At 73.0% G+C, this 18,994-nt stretch carries 10 protein-coding genes; 8 read left to right on the top strand and 2 right to left on the bottom strand.

From position 1 onward, the window contains the following. Positions 1-2: 2 nt before the first annotated feature. Positions 3-7,385, bottom strand: a complete 7,383-nt coding sequence (locus AB0B50_RS16805; protein ID WP_362331427.1) for an SDR family NAD(P)-dependent oxidoreductase — start codon at positions 7,383-7,385, stop codon at positions 3-5. A 252-nt stretch (positions 7,386-7,637) separates the two neighbouring features. Between AB0B50_RS16805 and cobT the strand changes: the two genes are divergently transcribed. The 3 genes from cobT to AB0B50_RS16790 all read left to right on the top strand — a co-directional run bounded on the left by cobT (position 7,638) and on the right by AB0B50_RS16790 (position 11,314). After that, positions 7,638-8,747: a nicotinate-nucleotide--dimethylbenzimidazole phosphoribosyltransferase gene (gene cobT / locus AB0B50_RS16800; RefSeq protein WP_362331424.1), complete on the top strand. Its 1,110-nt coding sequence runs from the start codon at positions 7,638-7,640 to the stop codon at positions 8,745-8,747. A gap of 78 nt (positions 8,748-8,825) precedes the next feature. Next, entirely contained in the window at positions 8,826-10,592 is a 1,767-nt protein-coding gene (locus AB0B50_RS16795; RefSeq protein WP_362331421.1) for a phosphatidylglycerol lysyltransferase domain-containing protein, read from the top strand. Then, complete coding sequence (locus tag AB0B50_RS16790; protein WP_362331418.1) at positions 10,589-11,314, top strand: hypothetical protein; 726 nt, start codon at positions 10,589-10,591, stop codon at positions 11,312-11,314. The genes AB0B50_RS16795 and AB0B50_RS16790 overlap by 4 nt, the downstream gene beginning before the upstream one ends. Here AB0B50_RS16790 and AB0B50_RS16785 read toward each other — a convergent pair. Continuing rightward, positions 11,227-12,018 carry a hypothetical protein gene (locus tag AB0B50_RS16785; RefSeq protein ID WP_362331415.1) on the bottom strand — a complete coding sequence of 264 codons (792 nt, stop codon included), beginning with the start codon at positions 12,016-12,018 and terminating at the stop codon, positions 11,227-11,229. The genes AB0B50_RS16790 and AB0B50_RS16785 overlap by 88 nt on opposite strands. Positions 12,019-12,085: 67 nt before the next feature. On the opposite strand from AB0B50_RS16785, the gene AB0B50_RS16780 reads away from it, so the two are divergent. The 5 genes from AB0B50_RS16780 (at position 12,086) to AB0B50_RS16760 (ending at position 18,874) form a co-directional block, all read left to right on the top strand. Beyond that, on the top strand, positions 12,086-12,868 hold the full coding sequence (locus tag AB0B50_RS16780; protein ID WP_362331412.1) for an adenosylcobinamide-GDP ribazoletransferase: 783 nt from the start codon (positions 12,086-12,088) through the stop codon (positions 12,866-12,868). Positions 12,869-13,014: 146 nt separating this feature from the next. Beyond that, on the top strand, positions 13,015-14,562 hold the full coding sequence (locus AB0B50_RS16775; protein ID WP_362331409.1) for a leucyl aminopeptidase: 1,548 nt from the start codon (positions 13,015-13,017) through the stop codon (positions 14,560-14,562). 298 nt (positions 14,563-14,860) lie between these two features. Beyond that, on the top strand, positions 14,861-16,249 hold the full coding sequence (gene lpdA / locus AB0B50_RS16770; RefSeq protein WP_362331406.1) for a dihydrolipoyl dehydrogenase: 1,389 nt from the start codon (positions 14,861-14,863) through the stop codon (positions 16,247-16,249). Positions 16,250-16,312: 63 nt separating this feature from the next. Then, positions 16,313-18,073, top strand: coding sequence for a 2-oxoglutarate dehydrogenase, E2 component, dihydrolipoamide succinyltransferase (gene sucB, locus AB0B50_RS16765; protein ID WP_362331403.1), 1,761 nt, complete (start codon positions 16,313-16,315; stop codon positions 18,071-18,073). A 177-nt stretch (positions 18,074-18,250) separates the two neighbouring features. Further along, the gene (locus tag AB0B50_RS16760) at positions 18,251-18,874 is read left to right on the top strand and encodes a GntR family transcriptional regulator (RefSeq protein WP_362331400.1); all 624 of its coding nucleotides are present in this window, start codon (positions 18,251-18,253) and stop codon (positions 18,872-18,874) included. Positions 18,875-18,994: the final 120 nt, after the last annotated feature.

The following is an 18,994-nucleotide window of genomic DNA, read 5'->3' as shown; positions in this document are numbered from 1 at the left end:
GGTCACCAGCCCGACGCGGTGTAGACGACCTCGTCGGTCTCCGCGTCGCCCCAGGCGAGTTCCCGCAGGAGGGCGAGGACGCCTTCCTCGGGGTCGATGAGGGAGATGCCGCGGCGGGCGTACTCGCGGCCGAGCTCCGGCGAGACCATGCCGTCGTGCGCCCCCGTCGGCGCCCACGGCCCCCAGTGGACGGTGAGGGCACGGCTGCCTGTGGCATCGCGCCAGTGCCGGCCGAGGGCGGCGAGGGCGTCGTTGGCGGCGGCGTAGTCGATCTGGCCGCGGTTGCCGTAGACGGCGGAGATGGAGCCGAACAGGACGGCGAAGCGAGGCAGTTCGGGCAGCCGGTGGACCGCGGCGAGCAGGGCCTTGGCGCCGTCGACCTTGGTGCCGTAGACGCGGGTGAAGGAGTCCGGGTCCTTCTCGGTGACGAGCCGGTCCTCGATGATCCCGGCGGCGTGCACGATGCCGTCGACGCGGCCGTGGCGCGCCTGGATGTCCTTGACCGCCTGCTGCACGGCTTCGGCGTCGCGCAGGTCGAGGGCGCGGTATCCGGCGGTGCCGCCCGCCGCGCGGATCTCGGCGAGGGTCTGGGCGACCTCGCGGGCGGCGAGGACGCGGCTCGCCTCGCGCTCGATCCCTGCGGGGCGCAGGCCGCCGCGGGCGGCGAGGGCGGCGCGCAGGGCGACCTTGTCGCGGGCCTCGGGGAACGGGTCGCCGCCGTCGGGGAGTTCGGTGCGGCCCAGCAGTTCGACGCGGCAGCGGGACGCGGTGGCGAGGGCGACGGCGAAGCGGGCGGTGATGCCGCGGGCGCCGCCCGCCAGGACGACCACGGAGTCGGGGCCGAGCCCGAGGACGGCGGCCTCCGCGGCCCCGTCTCCGGCCGGTCCCGCCCCGCCGCCACCGAGCAGACCGAGTCCGCTCTCGTACGTCTCGATGCCGCGCCGCGCGCCTTCGGTGCGGAGCACGACCGGCTCGCGGTCGGGGGCGAGGAGTTCCTCGACGAGGGCTTCGGCCTGGTCGGCGGGCGACCAGGAGGCGTCCAGGTCGACGACGCGGGAGAGGGTGTCCGGGTACTCGCGGGCGACGGTGCGGAAGAAGCCGCTCAGGCCGTTGGCGTCACCGGGGTAGCGGGCGCACAGCAGCCAGCGGGGGGCGCGTCGGAGCAGCCCCTTGAACACCGGGAACTGTCCCGGCAGCAGGGCCTCGCCGACGGGCGCGAGGGCACCGACGTGCAGCACGCCGTCGAGCGGCGCGGCATGCCCTTCGAGGTCACCGCTGCCGCGTACGGCACTGGCCCCGAGCACGGTGAGCCGGGTGACCAGCGCCTGTGCCACGGCCGTCCCGTCCCCGACGACGAGGAAGTGCTTCCCCCGCAGATCCTGCTCGACGGAGCCGGGGGCGGGAGCGGGGGTGAGCGACACCGGCCGCAGGAGGTGGCGCTTGGGGGCGGTCCCGGTGAGGGGGGCGACTTCGCCGCCGGGCACAGCTTCGGCCGGGGCCGCGGTCTCGACGAGGGGCGCGGCTTCGGCGGGAGACGTCACCGAGGCGGCGGCCACCGTCGGCACCGCGGGAGCGGTCGCCGCGCCGAGACCTTGCGCGTGCGCCTCACCGGCCGCCGAAGCCGAGGCGGCGGCGGGCGCCGACGAGACCTGCGGGGCCTGAGGGGTCTGAGGGGCCTGGAGGGTCTGGGAAGCCTGAACAGCTTGGGAAGCCTGAACAGCACGGGAAGTCCGCACAGCCCGGGAAGCCGAGGAGACCTGGGAGTCGGTGTCCTCCCCCGCCGATACGCCCGTCTTCCGCCCCAGCCACTCCGCGATGCCGGATGCCGTGCGCGCCCGCGTCAGCTCCTCCAGCTCCGCGTCCGGCAACGACCGCAGATCCACACCCGAACCCAGCAGCCGCTTGCCCAACTCCCCCGCGATCTCCGTCCGCTTGATCGAATCGACGCTGAGATCCGCCTCCAGATCCAGATCCGGCTCGATCATCTCCACCGGATAACCCGTACGCTCGGCAATCACCGCGAGGACCGTCCCGAGCACATCCAGTTCGGCGGGGGCCTCGGCGGTCCGCGAGGGCGGCGCGGCACTCGTCGCGCCCTCCACCCTCGGCGTCAGCCACTCCGCGATGCCGGATGCCGTGCGCGCCCGCGTCAGCTCCTCCAGCTCCGCGTCCGGCAACGACCGCAGATCCACACCCGAACCCAGCAGCCGCTTGCCCAACTCCCCCGCGATCTCCGTCCGCTTGATCGAATCGACACTGAGATCCGCCTCCAGATCCAGATCCGGCTCGATCATCTCCACCGGATAACCCGTACGCTCGGCAATCACCGCGAGGACCGTCCCGAGCACATCCACCTCACGCTCGCGCTCGGGCGAAGCCTCCGGCTCAGGCGAAGCCTCCCGCTCAGGCGAAGCCCCCGGCCGCGGAGCCACTTCCAAGGCGACGGCGGCCGCAGGGGCCACAGCCGCCGCGGCAACCGGCGCCGCAGGCGTCACCGGCACTCCGCCCGACCCGAAGTACGTCATGAGTACGTCCCGCTGCGCCGCCACCATCTCGCGGCTGCTGCGCAGGAATTCGTGGAGCAGGGCGTCCCGGTCCACCGGGGCCCCCGTCGTGTTGTCCGTACCGGAACCGGTCACAGTCGTCGTCTCCGTGATGAGTCGGGAAAGCCCTGGGATGCGCCGCGCGGGGTGCAGAGCCCCCGGCAGCAGGTCACCGCCCGCCGTGCGGACCACATGGCCGTCGACCGTCCAACCGGGCCGCGCGGGGACCGTCGAGGCGTCGACGGCGGCCGCGTCGCGCCCGGCGAACAGCCGCGTCGCCGCCACCGGGACGCCCGCCACCGCGAGCCCCGCGACGCACTCCAGGAAGCCGCGGAGCCCGGCGTCGGGGCGGGGTTCGAAGGGCAGCGCCAGGTGCGGGCGCTCGCCGAGGACCTTGCCGACCAGGCCGGTCAGTACCGTGCCGGGCCCGGCCTCGACGAAGATCCGCGCCCCGGCGTCGTACATCGCCTCGATCTGCTCCGCGAAGCGGACGGGCGCGCCGATCTGCTCGGCGAGGTGGCCCCGTACGTCCTCCGGAGCGGAGGGATAGCGCGTGCCCGTGAGGTTGGCCCACACCGGGAACTCCGGCGCCCGCACCGGCGTGCGGCCGAGCGCCTCGGCGAAGCGGGGCACCGCCCCGGCGACGAGCGGGCTGTGGAACGCGCACGCCACGGGCAGCGCACGGGCGCCGAACCCGGCCGCGGTGAGCGCCTCGACCGCCCGGCCGACCGCCTCCGTGGGGCCGGAGATCACCGTCTGGGAGGGCGCGTTGTGATTGGCGGCGACGACCTCGCGTACGAGATGCGCCTCGGCGAGGACCCGCGCCACGTCGTCGGCGGACGCGGCGACGGCCGCCATGGTCCCGGGGTCGCCGTCGGCGTGGGACGAGGTGGCCGCGAGGATGGCCTCGGCCCGCTCGCGGCTGAGCGCGCCGAGCCCGGTGGAGTCGAGGGCGCCCGCCGCGCACAGGGCGACGAGCTCGCCGTAGGAGTGGCCGGCGGCCATGTCGGGGCGCACGCCGAGCCCGCTCAGCACGTCGTACGCGGCGAGCGACACCGCGCCGAGCGCGGGCTGCGCGCACCGCGTGTCGGTGAGGCGGGCCCGCTGGGCGGCGCGCTCGGCGTCGTCGAAGGCGGCGGGCGGGAACAGCGCGTCCACCGGCGCGTCGCGCAGGTGCCGCTGCGTCTCGGGGAACGCGGCGAACAGCTCGGCGAACATGCCGGGGCGCTGGCTGCCCTGTCCGGGGAAGAGGAACGCGACCTGGCCGCCGCCGTCCGCGCCGGACCTGAACACCCCGGGGGCCGACTCGCCCGCCAGCAACTTCCGCAGCAACTCGGGAAGTTCGCGCAGCGAATCGGCCACCACGGCCGACCGGACAGGGCCCGCTCCCGCCCCCTGCTCCGCCCTGCGCGCCGCGCTCAGCGCGAGGTCGCGCAGGCGCCAGGGGCGGCCCGCCCGCTCCCCCGCCTCGCAGAGTTCGAGGAGCTCCTGGACCGCGCCGTCCGAGCGGAAGAGGAACAGCTCGGCGGGCCAGGCGTCCGCGCCGTGCCGGGGCGGGGCCCCGCCCTCGTACCCCTTCATCACCACATGGAAGTTGGTGCCGCCGAAGCCGAACGCGCTGACGCCCGCGACCCGTTGCCCCGCGGGCTCGGCCCACGGCAGGGCCCGGTCGTGGAGGGCGAAGGGGCCATCGGGCGTCCACGCGGGGTTCGGCGCGGTGACGTGGAGCGTGCCGGGGCGGACACCGGTGTGCAGGGCGAGGGCCGTCTTGATGAGTCCGGCGAGGCCCGCCGCGCACTTGGTGTGGCCGATCTGGGACTTGACGGAGCCGACCACGCAGCGGCCCGCCGCCGCGCCCGCCTCCTCGAACACCCCGCTCAGCGTGGCGAGTTCGGTGCGGTCGCCGACGACGGTACCGGTGCCGTGCGCCTCGACGAGTCCGACCTGGGAGGGCGAGATGCGGGCCTGTGCGTACGCGCGCTCAAGGGCGGCCCGCTGCCCCTCCGGTCTCGGCGCGGTCAGGCCGAGCGAGCGGCCGTCGCTCGCGCTGCCGACGCCCTTGATCACGGCGTACACGCGGTCGCCGTCGCGCTCGGCGTCCGCGAGCCGCTTGAGGACGACGCAGGCGACGCCCTCGCCGAGCGCGATGCCGTCGGCGTCCGCGTCGAAGGTGCGGCAGCGGCCCGTCTTGGACAGGGCGTGGACCGAGGAAAAGAGGATGTAGTCGTTGATGCCGTTGTGCAGGTCGGCGCCGCCGCACAGCGCGACGTCGGCGGCGCCCGACGCCAGCTCCTTGCAGGCCACGTCGACGGCCGTCAGCGAGGAGGCACAGGCCGCGTCGACCGTGTAGTTGGCGCCGCCGAGGTCGAGGCGGTTGGCGATGCGCCCGGAGATGACGTTGGCGAGCATGCCGGGGAAGGAGTCCTCGGTCAGCTCGGGGAGTTGGCCCGCGAGTTCTTCGGGGAGGCGTCCGACGTACGAGGGAAGGACGGTCCGCAGCGTCGTCGCGTTCGAGGTGTCGCTGCCCGCCTCGGCGCCGAAGACGACGCAGGTGCGCTCGCGCGGGAACTCGCGCCGGTCGTAGCCCGCGTCGGCGAGCGCCCTGCGCGCGGCCTCCAGGGCGAGCAGTTGCACGGGCTCGATGCTGGCGAGCGAGGTGGGCGGGATGCCGTAGGCCAGCGGGTCGAAGGGGATCTCGGGCAGGAAGCCGCCCCAGCGGGATGCCGAGACGTCGTGCGCGTCGGCGTCGTCGCCGTAGTAGAGGGCGGGGTCCCAGCGGCCCTCGGGCACCTCCGTCACCGCGTCGGTGCCCGCGAGGACGTGCGCCCAGAAGGTCGCGAGGTCGGGGGCCTCGGGGAACATGCCCGCCATGCCGACGACGGCGATGTCCAGAGGGTCGGGCACGGGCTGCTCGGCGGGCTTCTCGCGCACCTTCAGGTCGCGTGCGCGGCGGGCGTAGAAGTCGGCGGCGCCGTCGGCGACGGAGGTGTGCAGACGGGCGATGGTGGTGGTCGCGCCGCGCAGGACGGCGACCTCGCCGGCCATGAACATGCCCTCGCCGAGCTGGCGTCGCTCGTCGACGTCGAGGAGCTCGTCGCCGATGCGCTCGATGCCCTTGCTGGCGATGCGGAGCCGTCCGACGTTGAGCCGCTCCAGCTCCTCCCAGGCCTGCCGGTCGGGGACGCCCTGTTCGCGCAGCTCGTCCTTGAGCGCCTGGTAGGTGTCGCTGAAGGGGCTGGGGACGCAGCGCGTGGCGTGGCCGGGCGCGGTGTGCAGGAGAGCGGTGCTCTCGGCCGTGATCACCTGTCTCTGGAAGAGCGGCTGGATGGCGCCGGAGGCGACGGCCTCCTCGGTGAAGAGGTACGCCGTGCCCATCAGGACGCCGATGGAAACCCCGCGCCCGGTGAGCCCGGCCGCGAGCGCCGCGACCATCGCCGCCGACCGCTCGTCGTGGATGCCGCCCGCGAACAGGACCTGTACGTCGCCGGGGTCCACGGCGTCGCCGCCGCTCCCGCTCGCGTCGAGGAAGTCCTCCAGGACCGCGAGCTGCGCCTCCCACAGCGGGAAGCTGTTGCGCGGCCCGATGTGCCCGCCGCACTCGGCGCCCTCGAAGACGAAGCGCCGCGCGCCCGCCGCGAGGAACTGCCCGAGCAGGCCCGGCGAGGGCACGTGCAGGAAAGTCTTGATGCCGTCCGCTTCGAGGGCCGCGGCCTGCGAGGGCCGCCCGCCCGCGATGATCACGTGCGTGGGACGCAGCTCGCGCACGGCTTCGAGCTGCGCGGTGCGCACCTCCTCGGGCGCGAAGCCGAGGATGCCCACGCCCCAGGGGCGCTCGCCCAGCGCCGCCCTGGTCTGCTCCAGCATGGTGCGGGTCTGCGCGGGCGCGGCGAGGGCGAGCGCGATGAAGGGCAGGCCTCCGCCGTCGGCGACCGCGGAGGCGAACCGCGCCTGGTCGCTGACGCGGGTCATGGGGCCCTGGGCGACGGGCAGCGCGGTGCCCATCGCGCGGCACATCGCGGAGCCGCCGCGCAGGACGCCGGGGTCGGCGTGCAGCGACCCCTCGACGCCCTCGCGCACCGCGCGTACGGCGGCGTCCACCGTGCCGTACCGCTCGGCGAACCGGGCGGCGAGGAAGGCGTCCTGACCCAGCGGCAGGAGGCGCTCGCGCAGCGCGGCGGGGACGCCGGGGCGGCGCCGGTCCAGGACGCGGTGCCCGTTCACCACGACGGTCTCGGAGCCGTCGGCGGTGCGCAGGAGGGCGGCGACGGCGGCCGGCGGCCGCGCCTCGTCCAGGAGCGCGAGCTGGACGTCGAGGACGACGCCGCGGGCGCCCGCGAGGACGGCGGCCGCGGCGGTGCGGGGGCCGATGCCGCCGCAGGCCCAGACGGGGACGGTCACTTCGGGGTCGGACAGGACGTGCTGGAGCAGCACGAAGGTGGAGAGCTCGCCGCAGGGGCCGCCGCTCTCGCTGCCGCGTACGACGATTCCGGCGGCGCCCTGGGCCACCGCGTCCCGCGCCTCGGCGACGCTGCGGACCTCGGCGACGACGGTCGGGGCCTGGACGTGGGCGATGCGCCAGGGGGCGTCGGGGGCGAGCAGGACGGTGTGCGGCCCGGTCCCGTCGGGGTCGTTCAGGTCGTCGGGGTGCAGGGCGCACTCCGCCGGGATGCGGACGCCGAAGCTTCCGGGGCACCACTGGCGGGCGAGGTCGAGGGCTTCGCGGGCGCGGCGGTCGCCGGGGCCGAGGTCGAGGATGCCGAGCCCCCCGGACCGGCTGACGGCGGCGGCGAGTCGTGCGTCCGGCTCTCCGAACGGGCTGACGCCGATGACGGTGTGCGTCACGGGAGGAGACTCCTCTGTGCGATCAGTGCGGCGGTACGCGGTACGGCTGGTGCAGCGGCGCTGCGATACGACAATCCGATACAAACGGGAACGTAAGGGATCATCAGCCCCCGTGCAATGACGCTATGAATCCAATGCATCACATGGCGTAACTCCTCGACGGGTCGACCTGACGGTCCGTCACTTGAGTGGGTGCGCGGTCCGCAGGACCGTTCGAGCAACGCCGCCACCGCTCCCGGTACTGTTCGCCGAATGAGCTCGCTGAATCTCGACGACTTCACCGACCTGATCGAGCGGCCCGACGGCGGGGTGCGCCGCGACGCCGAGGAGCGCAGGGCGCGGCAGATCCTGCCGCCCGGCGCCCTTGGCCGCCTCGACGAGCTGGGCGAGTGGCTGTCGGCGGCCCAGTCGGCCGTGCCGGTCAAGCCGGTCGAGCGGCCCCGCGTGGTGCTGTTCGCGGGCGACCACGGGGTCTCCGAGCTCGGGGTCTCCACGCGGCCCGCGGGTGGCGCCGCCGATCTCGTGCGCTCCGTACTCGCCGGTGAGAGCCCGGTGGCCGTGCTCGCGCGCCGCCTCGACGTGCCGGTCCGGGTCGTCGACATGGCGCTCGACTGCGACCCCTCCGAGCTGCCCGCCGAGGTCGCGGGGCACCGGGTGCGGCGCGGCTCGGGACGTATCGACATCGAGGACGCGCTGACCGCGGAGGAAGCGGAGCAGGCGGTGCGCGCGGGCATGGCCGTCGCCGACGAGGAGGCGGACTCCGGAACCGACCTGGTCGTGCTCGGCGACATCAGCGTGGGCGGCACGACGCCCGCGGCGACGCTGATCGCCGCGCTGTGCGGGACCGACGCGTCCGTGGTGACCGGGCGGGGCGGCGAGGCCATCGACGACCTGGCGTGGATGCGCAAGTGCGCGGCGGTGCGGGACGCGCTGCGGCGGGCCCGGCCCGTCCTCGGCGACCAGCTGGAGCTGCTCGCCGCGGTGGGCGGCGCCGACCTCGCCGCGATGACGGGCTTCCTGCTGCAGTGCGCGGTGCGGCGTACGCCGGTGATCCTCGACGGTGTCGTGGCGTCGGCGGCGGCGCTGGTGGCCCAGCGGATCGCTTTCCGGTCACCGGACTGGTGGCTGGCGGGGCACGACAGCGGGGAGCCCGCGCAGGCGAAGGCGCTGGACCGGATGGCGCTCGAACCGCTGCTCTCGCACGGCGTGAAGATCGGCGAGGGCGCGGGCGCGCTCCTTGCGCTGCCGCTGGTTCAGTCCGCCGCGGCGCTGGCCGCGGAGCTGCCGGAGCGGGAGTCGGCGACGCCGGACGCGGAGTCCTCGGAGCCGGGCGCGGAGCCCTCCGAGGCAGCCGCCGAGTAGGCGACGGCGCCGGGGTAGGGCGAGAACCGGACAACCTGGCACAACACACCACCTGCTCGCCCCATATGATCCCTTTTCATGGGAGATGAGCAGGTCGTCACCGGGCGACAGAAGTCACGCACCGTCATACAGCGCCGCGCCGCGGGGTTCGCCGTCTGGTATCTCCGCGCCGTCACCTTCATCAACTTCCTGAGCGCGGTCTGGGTCTCCCTCGGACAGGACCTGCGGCAGCACAACACGGAGAACTACTTCACTCCGTACCTGCTGACCGCGGGCTTCGCCTCCGGCCTGTTCACGCTGTTCCTCGCGATCACCATGCGGCGCCGCAAGCGCGCCGCGTGGATCCTCAACCTCGTGCTCAGCGGGCTCTTCCTGCTGCTCTTCGCCTTCGCGATGGTCTTCCCGGAGATCCGCCAGTACGCGCAGAACTGGATCTCCCTCGTCCTGACCGCCGCCTTCGTCGCGGCCCTGGTCGTCGGGCGCCGCGAGTTCTACGCCAAGGGCGACCGCTCGAACCCGGTGCTGGCCTCGGTCGTCGCGATCGGCGGGCTCCTGGTCACCTCGCTGATCGCCACGCTGCTCGTCACGGTCACCAACACCGCCCACGACGACTACCGCTCGACCTTCCTGGACCGCTGGCGCTACGGCACCATGCGCCTGGTCTCGCTGGCCGCCGACGACAAGCGCTTCGAGGGCATCACCACGCCCGGCTGGGTCAACGTCTCCATCAACGTCCTGAGCGCGCTGCTGCTCTGCGCCGTCCTGTACGCCGCGTTCCGCTCCCGCAGGGCCGTCGACCCGCTCACCGAGGAGGACGAGGAGAAGCTGCGCGCGCTGCTCGACCAGCACGGCGACCGCGACTCGCTCGGCTACTTCTCGCTGCGCCGCGAGAAGAGCGTCGTGTGGTCGCCGACCGGCAAGGCGGCCGTCGCGTACCGCGTCGTCGGCGGGGTCTCGCTGGCCTCCGGCGATCCCATCGGCGACCCGGAGGCCTGGCCCGGCGCCATCGAGCCCTGGCTCACCGAGGCCCGCGAGCACGGCTGGATCCCCGCCGTCATGGGCGCGAGCGAGGAGGCGGGCACGATCTACGCCCGGCACGGCCTGGACGCCCTGGAGCTGGGCGACGAAGCGATCGTGGAGATCGGCGAGTTCACGCTGGAGGGACGGGCCATGCGCACCGTCCGCCAGGCGTACAACCGCGTGAAGCGCGCCGGGTACACGGTCCGCATCCGCCGCCACGAGGACATCCCCCACGACGAGATGGCCGAGCTCCTGCGCCGCGCCGACGACTGGCGCGACGGGGCGACCGAGCGCGGCTTCTCGATGGCGCTCGGACGGCTCGGCGACCCGGCGGACGGGCAGTGCGTGATGCTCGAATGCACGGACGGGAACGGCGAGTTGAGGGCCGTGCTCTCCTTCGTCCCGTGGGGGCCGCACGGCCTCTCCCTGGATCTGATGCGGCGTGACCGCGACTCCGAGAACGGCCTGATGGAGTTCATGGTCATCGAACTCCTGCAGCGCGCCCCCGAGATCAAGATCACGCAGGTCTCGCTCAACTTCGCGATGTTCCGTTCGGTCTTCGAACGTGGCTCACGGCTCGGCGCGGGCCCGGTCCTTCGCCTGTGGCGTTCGCTGCTCAGCTTCTTCTCGCGGTGGTGGCAGATCGAGTCCCTCTACCGGGCCAACGCCAAGTACCGGCCGATCTGGGAACCCCGCTTCCTGCTCTTCGAGAAGAGCGTCGACCTGCCGCGCATCGGAATCTCCTCCGCTCGCGCGGAGGGGTTCCTTGAGGCGCCGGGCCTGCCGAAGTGGCTGCACCGCAAGCATTTGGAGTCGAGACGATGAGCACCCTGGCCCGCTACGCCCGCGCCGAGTGGGGACCGCTGTCCTCCACCGTGCGGGACGCGCTCGTCGTCCGGCGGTGGCGGGCCGTGCCCATGACGCTGGCGGCGGTCTGCCTGACCGCGCTGTTCCAGTACGTCCAGAACCAGCCCTGGGGCTACCAGTTCGTCCAGAACATCGGCTCCGTGCGCGCCGAGGAACCGCTCTGGCTGGCCCTGCTCCGCACCCCGCTCTCACTCTTCGTGCCCGCGCTCGACCTGCCCGTATGGGGCGCGCTCGCGCAGATCCTGCTGGTCTTCGGCATCGCGGAGATCTGCCTCGGCTGGTGGCGCACGCTCGTCATCGGGTACGCGGCCACGCTCGCCGGCACGCTCTACGCGCGCGTGGGCATCGAACTCGGCCCCTCGAACCCCATCGGCCTGCCCGCGTCGGACGCGCAGGTCGTCGACACGGGCCCGTCGGCCGCCGTGGTGGGCCTCGCCCTCTATGTGTGCTGGCGCTACCGGGCGTACTTCACGGGGGCCCTGGTGGTCGCCGTGATGATCCTCGAGGTGGCCGTCAAGAACAACCTCGCGGGCCGGGAGCACCTGGCCGCCATCGCCGCGGTGCTCGTGCTGTGCGCGATCTCGGCGGTACGTCACCGGGGTGGCGGCGGGACCCGCTCCGGTTCCGCCGCATCCGGTGCGCCCGGATCGGGTTCGACGAAGCCGCCGATCCAGTCCTGAAGCTTGCGGCGCGGCCTCGACCAGCGGCGGTCGTGCCTGAAGGCCCGGAGCCCCGCACGCGCGCGTGCCCGGTGCCTGTTGCGGTAGAACCGCCGCGCCCACGCCGACCCCGGGCGGGCCAGCCGGATCGCGCCGACCAGCGCGACGAAGGGGATCACCATGCCGATCAGGGCGGTCCGCAGCTTGCCCTTGAGGAGCGCGATCAGCGCGAAGGCGCAGTTGACGCCGACGTTCAGCGCGAGCAGGCCGCGGTTGTGCCGCTCGGCGACCGACAGGTCGTTCACCCCGAACGGCGTGAAGCCGGTGAGCACGAGGACCACCAGGGCGGCCGTGAGCATCACGACCTCCACGCTCTTGCGGCCCTGCTCGCTCCAGTAGACGTCGTCGAGATGGAGGATCAGCGCGAACTCGTCGAGCACGAGACCCGCGCCGATGCCGAAGATGACGGCGGCGTACAGCGGCCCGGCCCCGTGCCGCCCCGTGGCCACCGCCCAGAACCCGCCGACCAGCATGAGGAAGATCCCCGGCACGACGTGGTGGATGTGCACGTCACCCGAGCTGATGTTCCGGAACGGCCCCTTGCCGGCCCGGATGAGCCGCGTGATGGTGCGGGTGACCAGGAACGACCCCACGAAGGACAGCAGCGCGAGCAGCAGCGGCAGCTTCCCCGGCTCGACGATGTTCCGGTACCACCAGTCACCCATGGGCTCATCCTCCGTCCCCCAAGAGTGATCCGCAGGGCGGGGAGTTCCGCCGGGGTAGCCTTCCGCGGTGTCCAGAACCTCCCCCGCCGACGGCATACGCTTCGCCTTCGGCACCCTCACCGCGCTCCCCGTCCGCGTCACGAAGTGGGACCGCGACGCCGCGCGAGGCGGCATGCAGTGGGCGCCCCTGGCCGGACTCACCGTCGGTCTCATCGCCGCCGCGGTCGGCGGCGTCCTGACCGTCCTCGGCGGCGGCCCCCTCCTCGCCGCCGTGGCGAGTGCGGCGACCCCCGCCGCCCTCACCCGCGGTCTGCACCTCGACGGCCTCGCGGACACCGCGGACGGCCTCGGCAGCGCCAAGCCCGCCGACGACGCGCTGCGCATCATGAAGCAGTCCGACATCGGCCCCTTCGGCGTCATCACCCTGCTCTTCGTGCTGCTCGCCCAGGTGGCCGTCCTCTTCCAGCTGTACGAGGCCTCGTGGGCCCGCGGCGCGCTCGCCGCCGTCGTCTCGGCGACCGCCGCGCGCCTGGCCCTCACCCTGGCCGCCCGCGCCGGAGTGCCGCCGGCCCGCCCCGAGGGCCTCGGCGCCGCCGTCGCCGGGGTCGTCCCGCGCGGCGCGGCGCTGCTGGTCACCGCGCTCGTGGTGTGCGGGGCGGCGGCCTCCGGGGCGCTCCTCGGTACGTACGACGTGCTGCGCGGCGCGGCCGCCGTCGTCCTCGCGCTCGGCGCCGCGGAGTTGCTGCTCCGGCACTGCGTACGGCGGTTCGGCGGGGTCACGGGCGACGTCTTCGGAGGCCTCGCGGAGACCGCGGCGACGGCCGCGCTCGTGGTCCTCGCGCTCGGCTGACGCACGGTCACCCCGAAACCCCGGCGAACCCGACACCGCGCCGAACACGCACAGTGAGGCGCACCGCAGCGCTCACGGGCGTAGGCTCGCGACGGGCTCACCACCCCACAGCCCGTCGAAACTCACTGAAAGAGGACCTCACCACCGTGACTGCTCTGACTCTCAGCACCGCCGCCGCGTCCGGTCTGCGCGCCGACGCGATCGTCGTCGGTGTCGCCAAGGGCGCTGGATCAAAGGGGGGCCTGGTCGTCGCGGCCGGCGCCGAGGCCGTGGACAAGGCGTACGACGGCAAGCTCGCGTCCGTCCTTGAGACCCTCGGCGCCCGTGGTGCCGAGGGCGAGGTGACGAAGCTGCCCGCCCCGTCCGGTTTCAAGGCCCCGGTCGTCGTCGCGGTCGGCCTCGGCGAGGTCCCGGAGAAGGACGAGACGTACGGGACGGAGGCGCTGCGCAGCGCCGCCGGTACCGCCGCCCGCGCCCTGACCGGTTCGAAGAAGGCCGCGTTCGCGCTGCCCGTCGAGGACGCCGACGGCGCCGGCGCCATCGCGGAGGGCGCCCTGCTCGGCGCGTACTCCTTCGGCGCCTACAAGGACCAGGGCGACGCCAAGTCCGCGAAGAAGAACGGTAAGGACGCCAAGGCCCCGCTCGCCGAGATCGCCCTGCTCGGCGGCAAGCCCCGCGACAAGGCGTACAAGGCCGCGATCGAGCGCGCCGTCGCCGTGTCCGAGGAGCTGAACCGCGCCCGCGACCTGGTCAACACCCCGCCGAACGACCTCAACCCCGAGGCCTTCGCGGCGGTCGCCACCGCGGCCGCCAAGGAGCACGGCATCAAGATCCAGGTGCTCGACGAGAAGGCGCTCACCAAGGGCGGCTTCGGCGGCATCCTCGGCGTCGGCGTGGGCTCGGACGCCCCGCCGCGCCTGGTGAAGCTCTCGTACACGCACTCCAAGGCGAAGAAGCACCTCGCCTTCGTCGGCAAGGGCATCACGTACGACTCGGGCGGCATCTCGCTGAAGCCCGCCGGTCACAACGAGACGATGAAGTGCGACATGGCCGGTGCCGCGGCCGTCTTCGCCGCCGTCGTCGCCGCCGCGCGCCTGGGCCTCGAGGTGAACGTCACCGGCTGGCTGGCGCTCGCCGAGAACATGCCGTCCGGCTCCGCGACCCGCCCCGGCGACGTCCTGCGCATGTACAGCGGCAAGACCGTCGAGGTCCTGAACACCGACGCCGAGGGCCGGCTCGTCCTGGCCGACGCGATCGCCAAGGCCTCCGAGGACAAGCCGGACGCGATCGTCGACGTGGCGACGCTGACCGGCGCCATGATGGTGGCGCTCGGCAACCGCACCTTCGGCATCATGGCCAACGACGACGCGTTCCGTACGTCGATCCACGAGATCGCCGAGGAGGTCGGCGAGCCGACCTGGCCGATGCCGCTCCCCGCCGACCTGCGCAAGGGCATGGACTCCCCCACCGCCGACATCGCCAACATCGGCGACCGCATGGGCGGCGGCCTGGTGGCCGGCCTCTTCCTGAAGGAGTTCGTGGGCGAGGGCATCACCTGGGCCCACCTGGACATCGCGGGCCCGGCCTTCCACGAGGGCGCCCCGTTCGGGTACACGCCCAAGGGCGGCACCGGCACCGCGGTCCGCACCCTGGTCCGCCTGGCCGAGCACACGGCCGCGGGTGACCTGGGCTGATTCGGGCACTTCCCACCAGGGCCCCGGACGTTCCCGCGTCCGGGGCCCTGCGCGATTTCGCCCTCGACGAAATCCGTACGTTCATACGCACTGGTAACCCGTCGAGACGGTGGATCAGACGTCTCACAGCCCGGCCCGGCGTCCCGTCTCCCGCCGACAAGTGCGAAGATGGGTTCTCGGCAGGACAGGGCCCCCACCAAAGGGCCGAAACAAGAGCGGCCGAATACCAGCCGACCGACCGGTCGTCCCCCGCGAAAAAGGGGTCCGGCGTACGGCGCACATGCATGGAGGACGTGACGTGGCGAACGACGCCAGCACCGTTTTCGACCTAGTGATCCTCGGCGGTGGTAGCGGCGGTTACGCCGCGGCGCTGCGCGGAGCGCAGCTGGGCCTGGACGTCGCCCTGATCGAGAAGAACAAGCTCGGCGGCACCTGCCTGCACAACGGCTGCATCCCCACGAAGGCGCTGCTGCACGCCGGCGAGATCGCCGACCAGGCGCGCGAGGCCGACCAGTTCGGCGTGAAGGCCACCTTCGAGGGCATCGACATCGCGGCCGTCCACAAGTACAAGGACGACGTGATCTCGGGCCTCTACAAGGGTCTGCAGGGTCTCGTCGCCTCGCGCAAGGTGACGTACATCGAGGGCGAGGGCAAGCTCTCGTCGCCGACCTCCGTGGACGTGAACGGCCAGCGCATCCAGGGCCGTCACGTGCTCCTCGCGACCGGCTCCGTGCCGAAGTCGCTGCCGGGCCTGGAGATCGACGGCAACCGCATCATCTCCTCGGACCACGCGCTGACCCTGGACCGTGTCCCGGAGTCCGCGATCATCCTGGGCGGCGGCGTCATCGGCGTTGAGTTCGCCTCGGCGTGGAAGTCCTTCGGCACCGACGTCACGGTCATCGAGGGCCTCAAGCACCTCGTGCCCGTCGAGGACGAGAACAGCTCCAAGCTTCTTGAGCGCGCCTTCCGCAAGCGCGGCATCAAGTTCAACCTCGGCACGTTCTTCGAGAAGGCCGAGTACACCGAGAACGGCGTGCGCGTCACCCTCGCGGACGGCAAGACCTTCGAGGCCGAGGTCCTCCTGGTCGCCATCGGCCGCGGCCCCGTCTCGCAGGGCCTCGGTTACGAGGAGCAGGGCGTCGCCATGGACCGCGGCTACGTCCTCGTCGACGAGTACATGCAGACCAACGTCCCGACCATCTCGGCCGTGGGCGACCTGGTGCCGACCCTCCAGCTCGCGCACGTCGGCTTCGCCGAGGGCATGCTGGTCGCGGAGCGCCTGGCCGGTCTCAAGACCGTCCCGGTCGACTACGACGGCGTGCCCCGGGTGACGTACTGCCACCCCGAGGTCGCCTCCGTGGGCATCACCGAGGCCAAGGCCAAGGAGATCTACGGCGCGGACAAGGTCGTCGCCCTCAAGTACAACCTCGCGGGCAACGGCAAGAGCAAGATCCTGAAGACCGCGGGCGAGATCAAGCTCGTCCAGGTCAAGGACGGTGCCGTCGTCGGCGTCCACATGGTCGGCGACCGCATGGGCGAGCAGGTCGGCGAGGCCCAGCTGATCTACAACTGGGAGGCGCTGCCGGCCGAGGTCGCCCAGCTCATCCACGCCCACCCGACGCAGAACGAGGCGCTGGGCGAGGCCCACCTCGCCCTGGCGGGCAAGCCGCTGCACTCCCACGACTGACCCTTCAGTCACACGGGCGCGACGACCAGACTTTCCGCAAATTCGTAAGGAGCAACAGAAACCATGGCGGTTTCCGTATCCCTTCCGGCGCTCGGCGAGAGCGTCACCGAGGGCACTGTCACCCGTTGGCTGAAGGCCGAAGGCGAGCGCGTCGAGGCCGACGAGCCGCTGCTCGAGGTGTCGACCGACAAGGTCGACACCGAGATCCCCTCGCCGGCCTCCGGCATCCTGGCCTCCATCAAGGTCGCCGAGGACGAGACCGTCGAGGTCGGCGCCGAGCTCGCCGTCATCGACGACGGCTCCGGCGCCCCGGCCGCCGAGGCCCCGGCTCCGGCCGCCGAGCCCGCCCCCGCCGCCGAGGCCCCCGCGGCTCCGGCTCCGGCCGCCGAGGCGCCCGCCGCTCCGGCCGCCCCGGCCGGCGGTTCCGTCGAGGGCACCGACATCACGCTGCCCGCGCTCGGTGAGTCGGTCACCGAGGGCACCGTCACCCGTTGGCTGAAGGAGGTCGGCGAGGAGGTCGCGGCCGACGAGCCCCTCCTGGAGGTCTCGACGGACAAGGTCGACACCGAGATCCCCTCGCCGGTCGCGGGCGTGCTGCTCGAGATCGTCGTCGGTGAGGACGAGACCGCCGAGGTCGGCGCCAAGCTCGCCGTCATCGGTGCGCCCGGTGCCGCTCCGGCCGCCGCCGCTCCGGCCGCCGCCGCTCCGGCTGCCCCGGCCGCCCCCGCCGAGGCCCCGGCCCCGGCTCCGGCCGCTCCTGCCGCCCCGGCTGCCACCCCCGCCGCCCCGGCCGCGCCCGCCGCTGCCGCTCCGGCTCCGGCCAAGCCCGCCGCCCCGGCCGCACCGGCTCCGGTTCAGCCGCAGGCGCCCGCCGCCCCGGCCCCGGCCACCCCGGCCGACGACGGTGCCTACGTGACCCCGCTGGTCCGTAAGCTCGCGTCCGAGAACGGCGTGAACCTCTCCGAGGTCAAGGGCACCGGCGTCGGTGGCCGCATCCGCAAGCAGGACGTCATCGCCGCCGCCGAGGCCAAGAAGGCCGCCCCGGCTCCGGCCGCCGCCGCTCCGGCCGCGTCCAAGGCCCCGGCCCTGGAGGTCTCCCCGCTGCGCGGTCAGACCGTCAAGATGACCCGCATGCGCAAGGTCATCGGCGACAACATGATGAAGGCGCTGCACTCGCAGGCCCAGCTGACCTCGGTCGTCGAGGTCGACATCACCAAGCTGATGAAGCTGCGCGCCAAGGCGAAGGACGCGTTCGCGGCTCGCGAGGGCGTCAAGCTCTCCCCGATGCCGTTCTTCGTCAAGGCCGCCGCCCAGGCGCTGAAGGCCCACCCGGTCATCAACGCCCGGATCAACGACGACGAAGGCACCATCACGTACTTCGACTCGGAGAACATCGGCATCGCCGTGGACGCCGAGAAGGGTCTGATGACGCCGGTCATCAAGGGTGCGGGCGACCTGAACATCGCCGGTATCTCGAAGAAGACCGCCGAGCTCGCGGGCAAGGCCCGTGGCGGTGGCCTCACCCCGGACGACATGTCCGGCGCCACCTTCACGATCTCCAACACCGGTTCGCGCGGCGCCCTGTTCGACACGGTCATCGTGCCGCCGAACCAGGCCGCCATCCTCGGCATCGGTGCCACGGTGAAGCGCCCGGTCGTCATCAACCACCCGGACCTCGGCGAGACCATCGCCGTCCGTGACATGACGTACCTCTCGCTCTCCTACGACCACCGTCTGGTGGACGGCGCGGACGCCGCCCGCTACCTGACCGCGGTCAAGGCGATCCTGGAGGCCGGCGAGTTCGAGGTCGAGCTCGGCCTGTAGTTCGTCTGCGGTTCGTCCGCGGTTCGTCTGTCGGTTTCGACCGGCATGTGAGGCTGTAACACTCGTCTCATCAGCGCGTACGCCCCCGTCCGGAGGTTTCCGGACGGGGGCGTCGCCGTATTGTCTAGGGGTCACAACGCCCTGGGGCGCCTGCCTGCCCCTGCCTGAGGAGCCCACATGACCGCGCCCGTCGTTCACTCGCTGCGCGAACAGATCCGCGAGCACATCGTGGAAGGGATCGTCAGCGGGCGCTGGAAGCCGGGCGAGCGCATCGTGGAGCGCCGTATCGCCGTGGAGCTGGAGGTCTCGCAGACTCCGGTGCGAGAGGCGCTGCGCGAGCTGGAGACGCTGCGGCTGATCGAGTCGGCGCCCAACAAAGGCGTGCGCGTACGGAACTTGACCGCCGCGGACCTGGAGGAGAGCTACCCCGTCCGGGCCGGTCTGGAGGCGATCGCCGCGGAGCTCGCGGCGGAGCGTCTCGCCGAGGACTGCTCGGCCCTCGAACCCCATGTCGCGGCCCTCTACGAGGCGGACCGCGCCAGTGACGGCACCGGGCAGGTGCGGCACACCGTGGCCTTCCACCGCGAGCTGGTGCGGGCCGCGGACAACTCCGTGCTCCTGCACACCTGGGAGGGCCTGGGCATCGAGGTCTTCACGGCCCTGTCCATCCGCTGGCTGGGCACGGTCCAGCAGTCGTACGCGGAGGAGCACGAGGCCCTGGTCTCCGCGTTCCAGCGGCGCGATCCGGCCATCGCGGAGTTGGTGAAGGCCCACGTCCTGGGCTGCGCTCCGCGGGCCTGAGCCGGAGCCGGGCTCCGACCCTCTCCGCTCATTCGTGTACCTGTTCCCACAGACGTGCCCCCACCTGCGCAAACCCTTCAAATCCAAGGCACCCGGTGCCCACTTTCCTGGCACCGGATG

The organism is Streptomyces sp. NPDC041068 (assembly GCF_040647455.1).
Classification (GTDB): Bacteria; Actinomycetota; Actinomycetes; order Streptomycetales; family Streptomycetaceae; genus Streptomyces.
Note: the sequence above shows the minus strand (reverse complement) of the source record. Positions and strands in the feature narration are given on the sequence as shown.

Coding starts and splice junctions, on each gene's coding strand:
- cobT (WP_362331424.1), top strand. CDS start 7,638: ATGAGCTCGCTGAATCTCGACGACTTCACCGACCTGATCGAGCGGCCC.
- AB0B50_RS16795 (WP_362331421.1), top strand. CDS start 8,826: ATGGGAGATGAGCAGGTCGTCACCGGGCGACAGAAGTCACGCACCGTC.
- AB0B50_RS16790 (WP_362331418.1), top strand. CDS start 10,589: ATGAGCACCCTGGCCCGCTACGCCCGCGCCGAGTGGGGACCGCTGTCC.
- AB0B50_RS16785 (WP_362331415.1), bottom strand. CDS start 12,018: ATGGGTGACTGGTGGTACCGGAACATCGTCGAGCCGGGGAAGCTGCCG.
- sucB (WP_362331403.1), top strand. CDS start 16,313: ATGGCGGTTTCCGTATCCCTTCCGGCGCTCGGCGAGAGCGTCACCGAG.
- AB0B50_RS16760 (WP_362331400.1), top strand. CDS start 18,251: ATGACCGCGCCCGTCGTTCACTCGCTGCGCGAACAGATCCGCGAGCAC.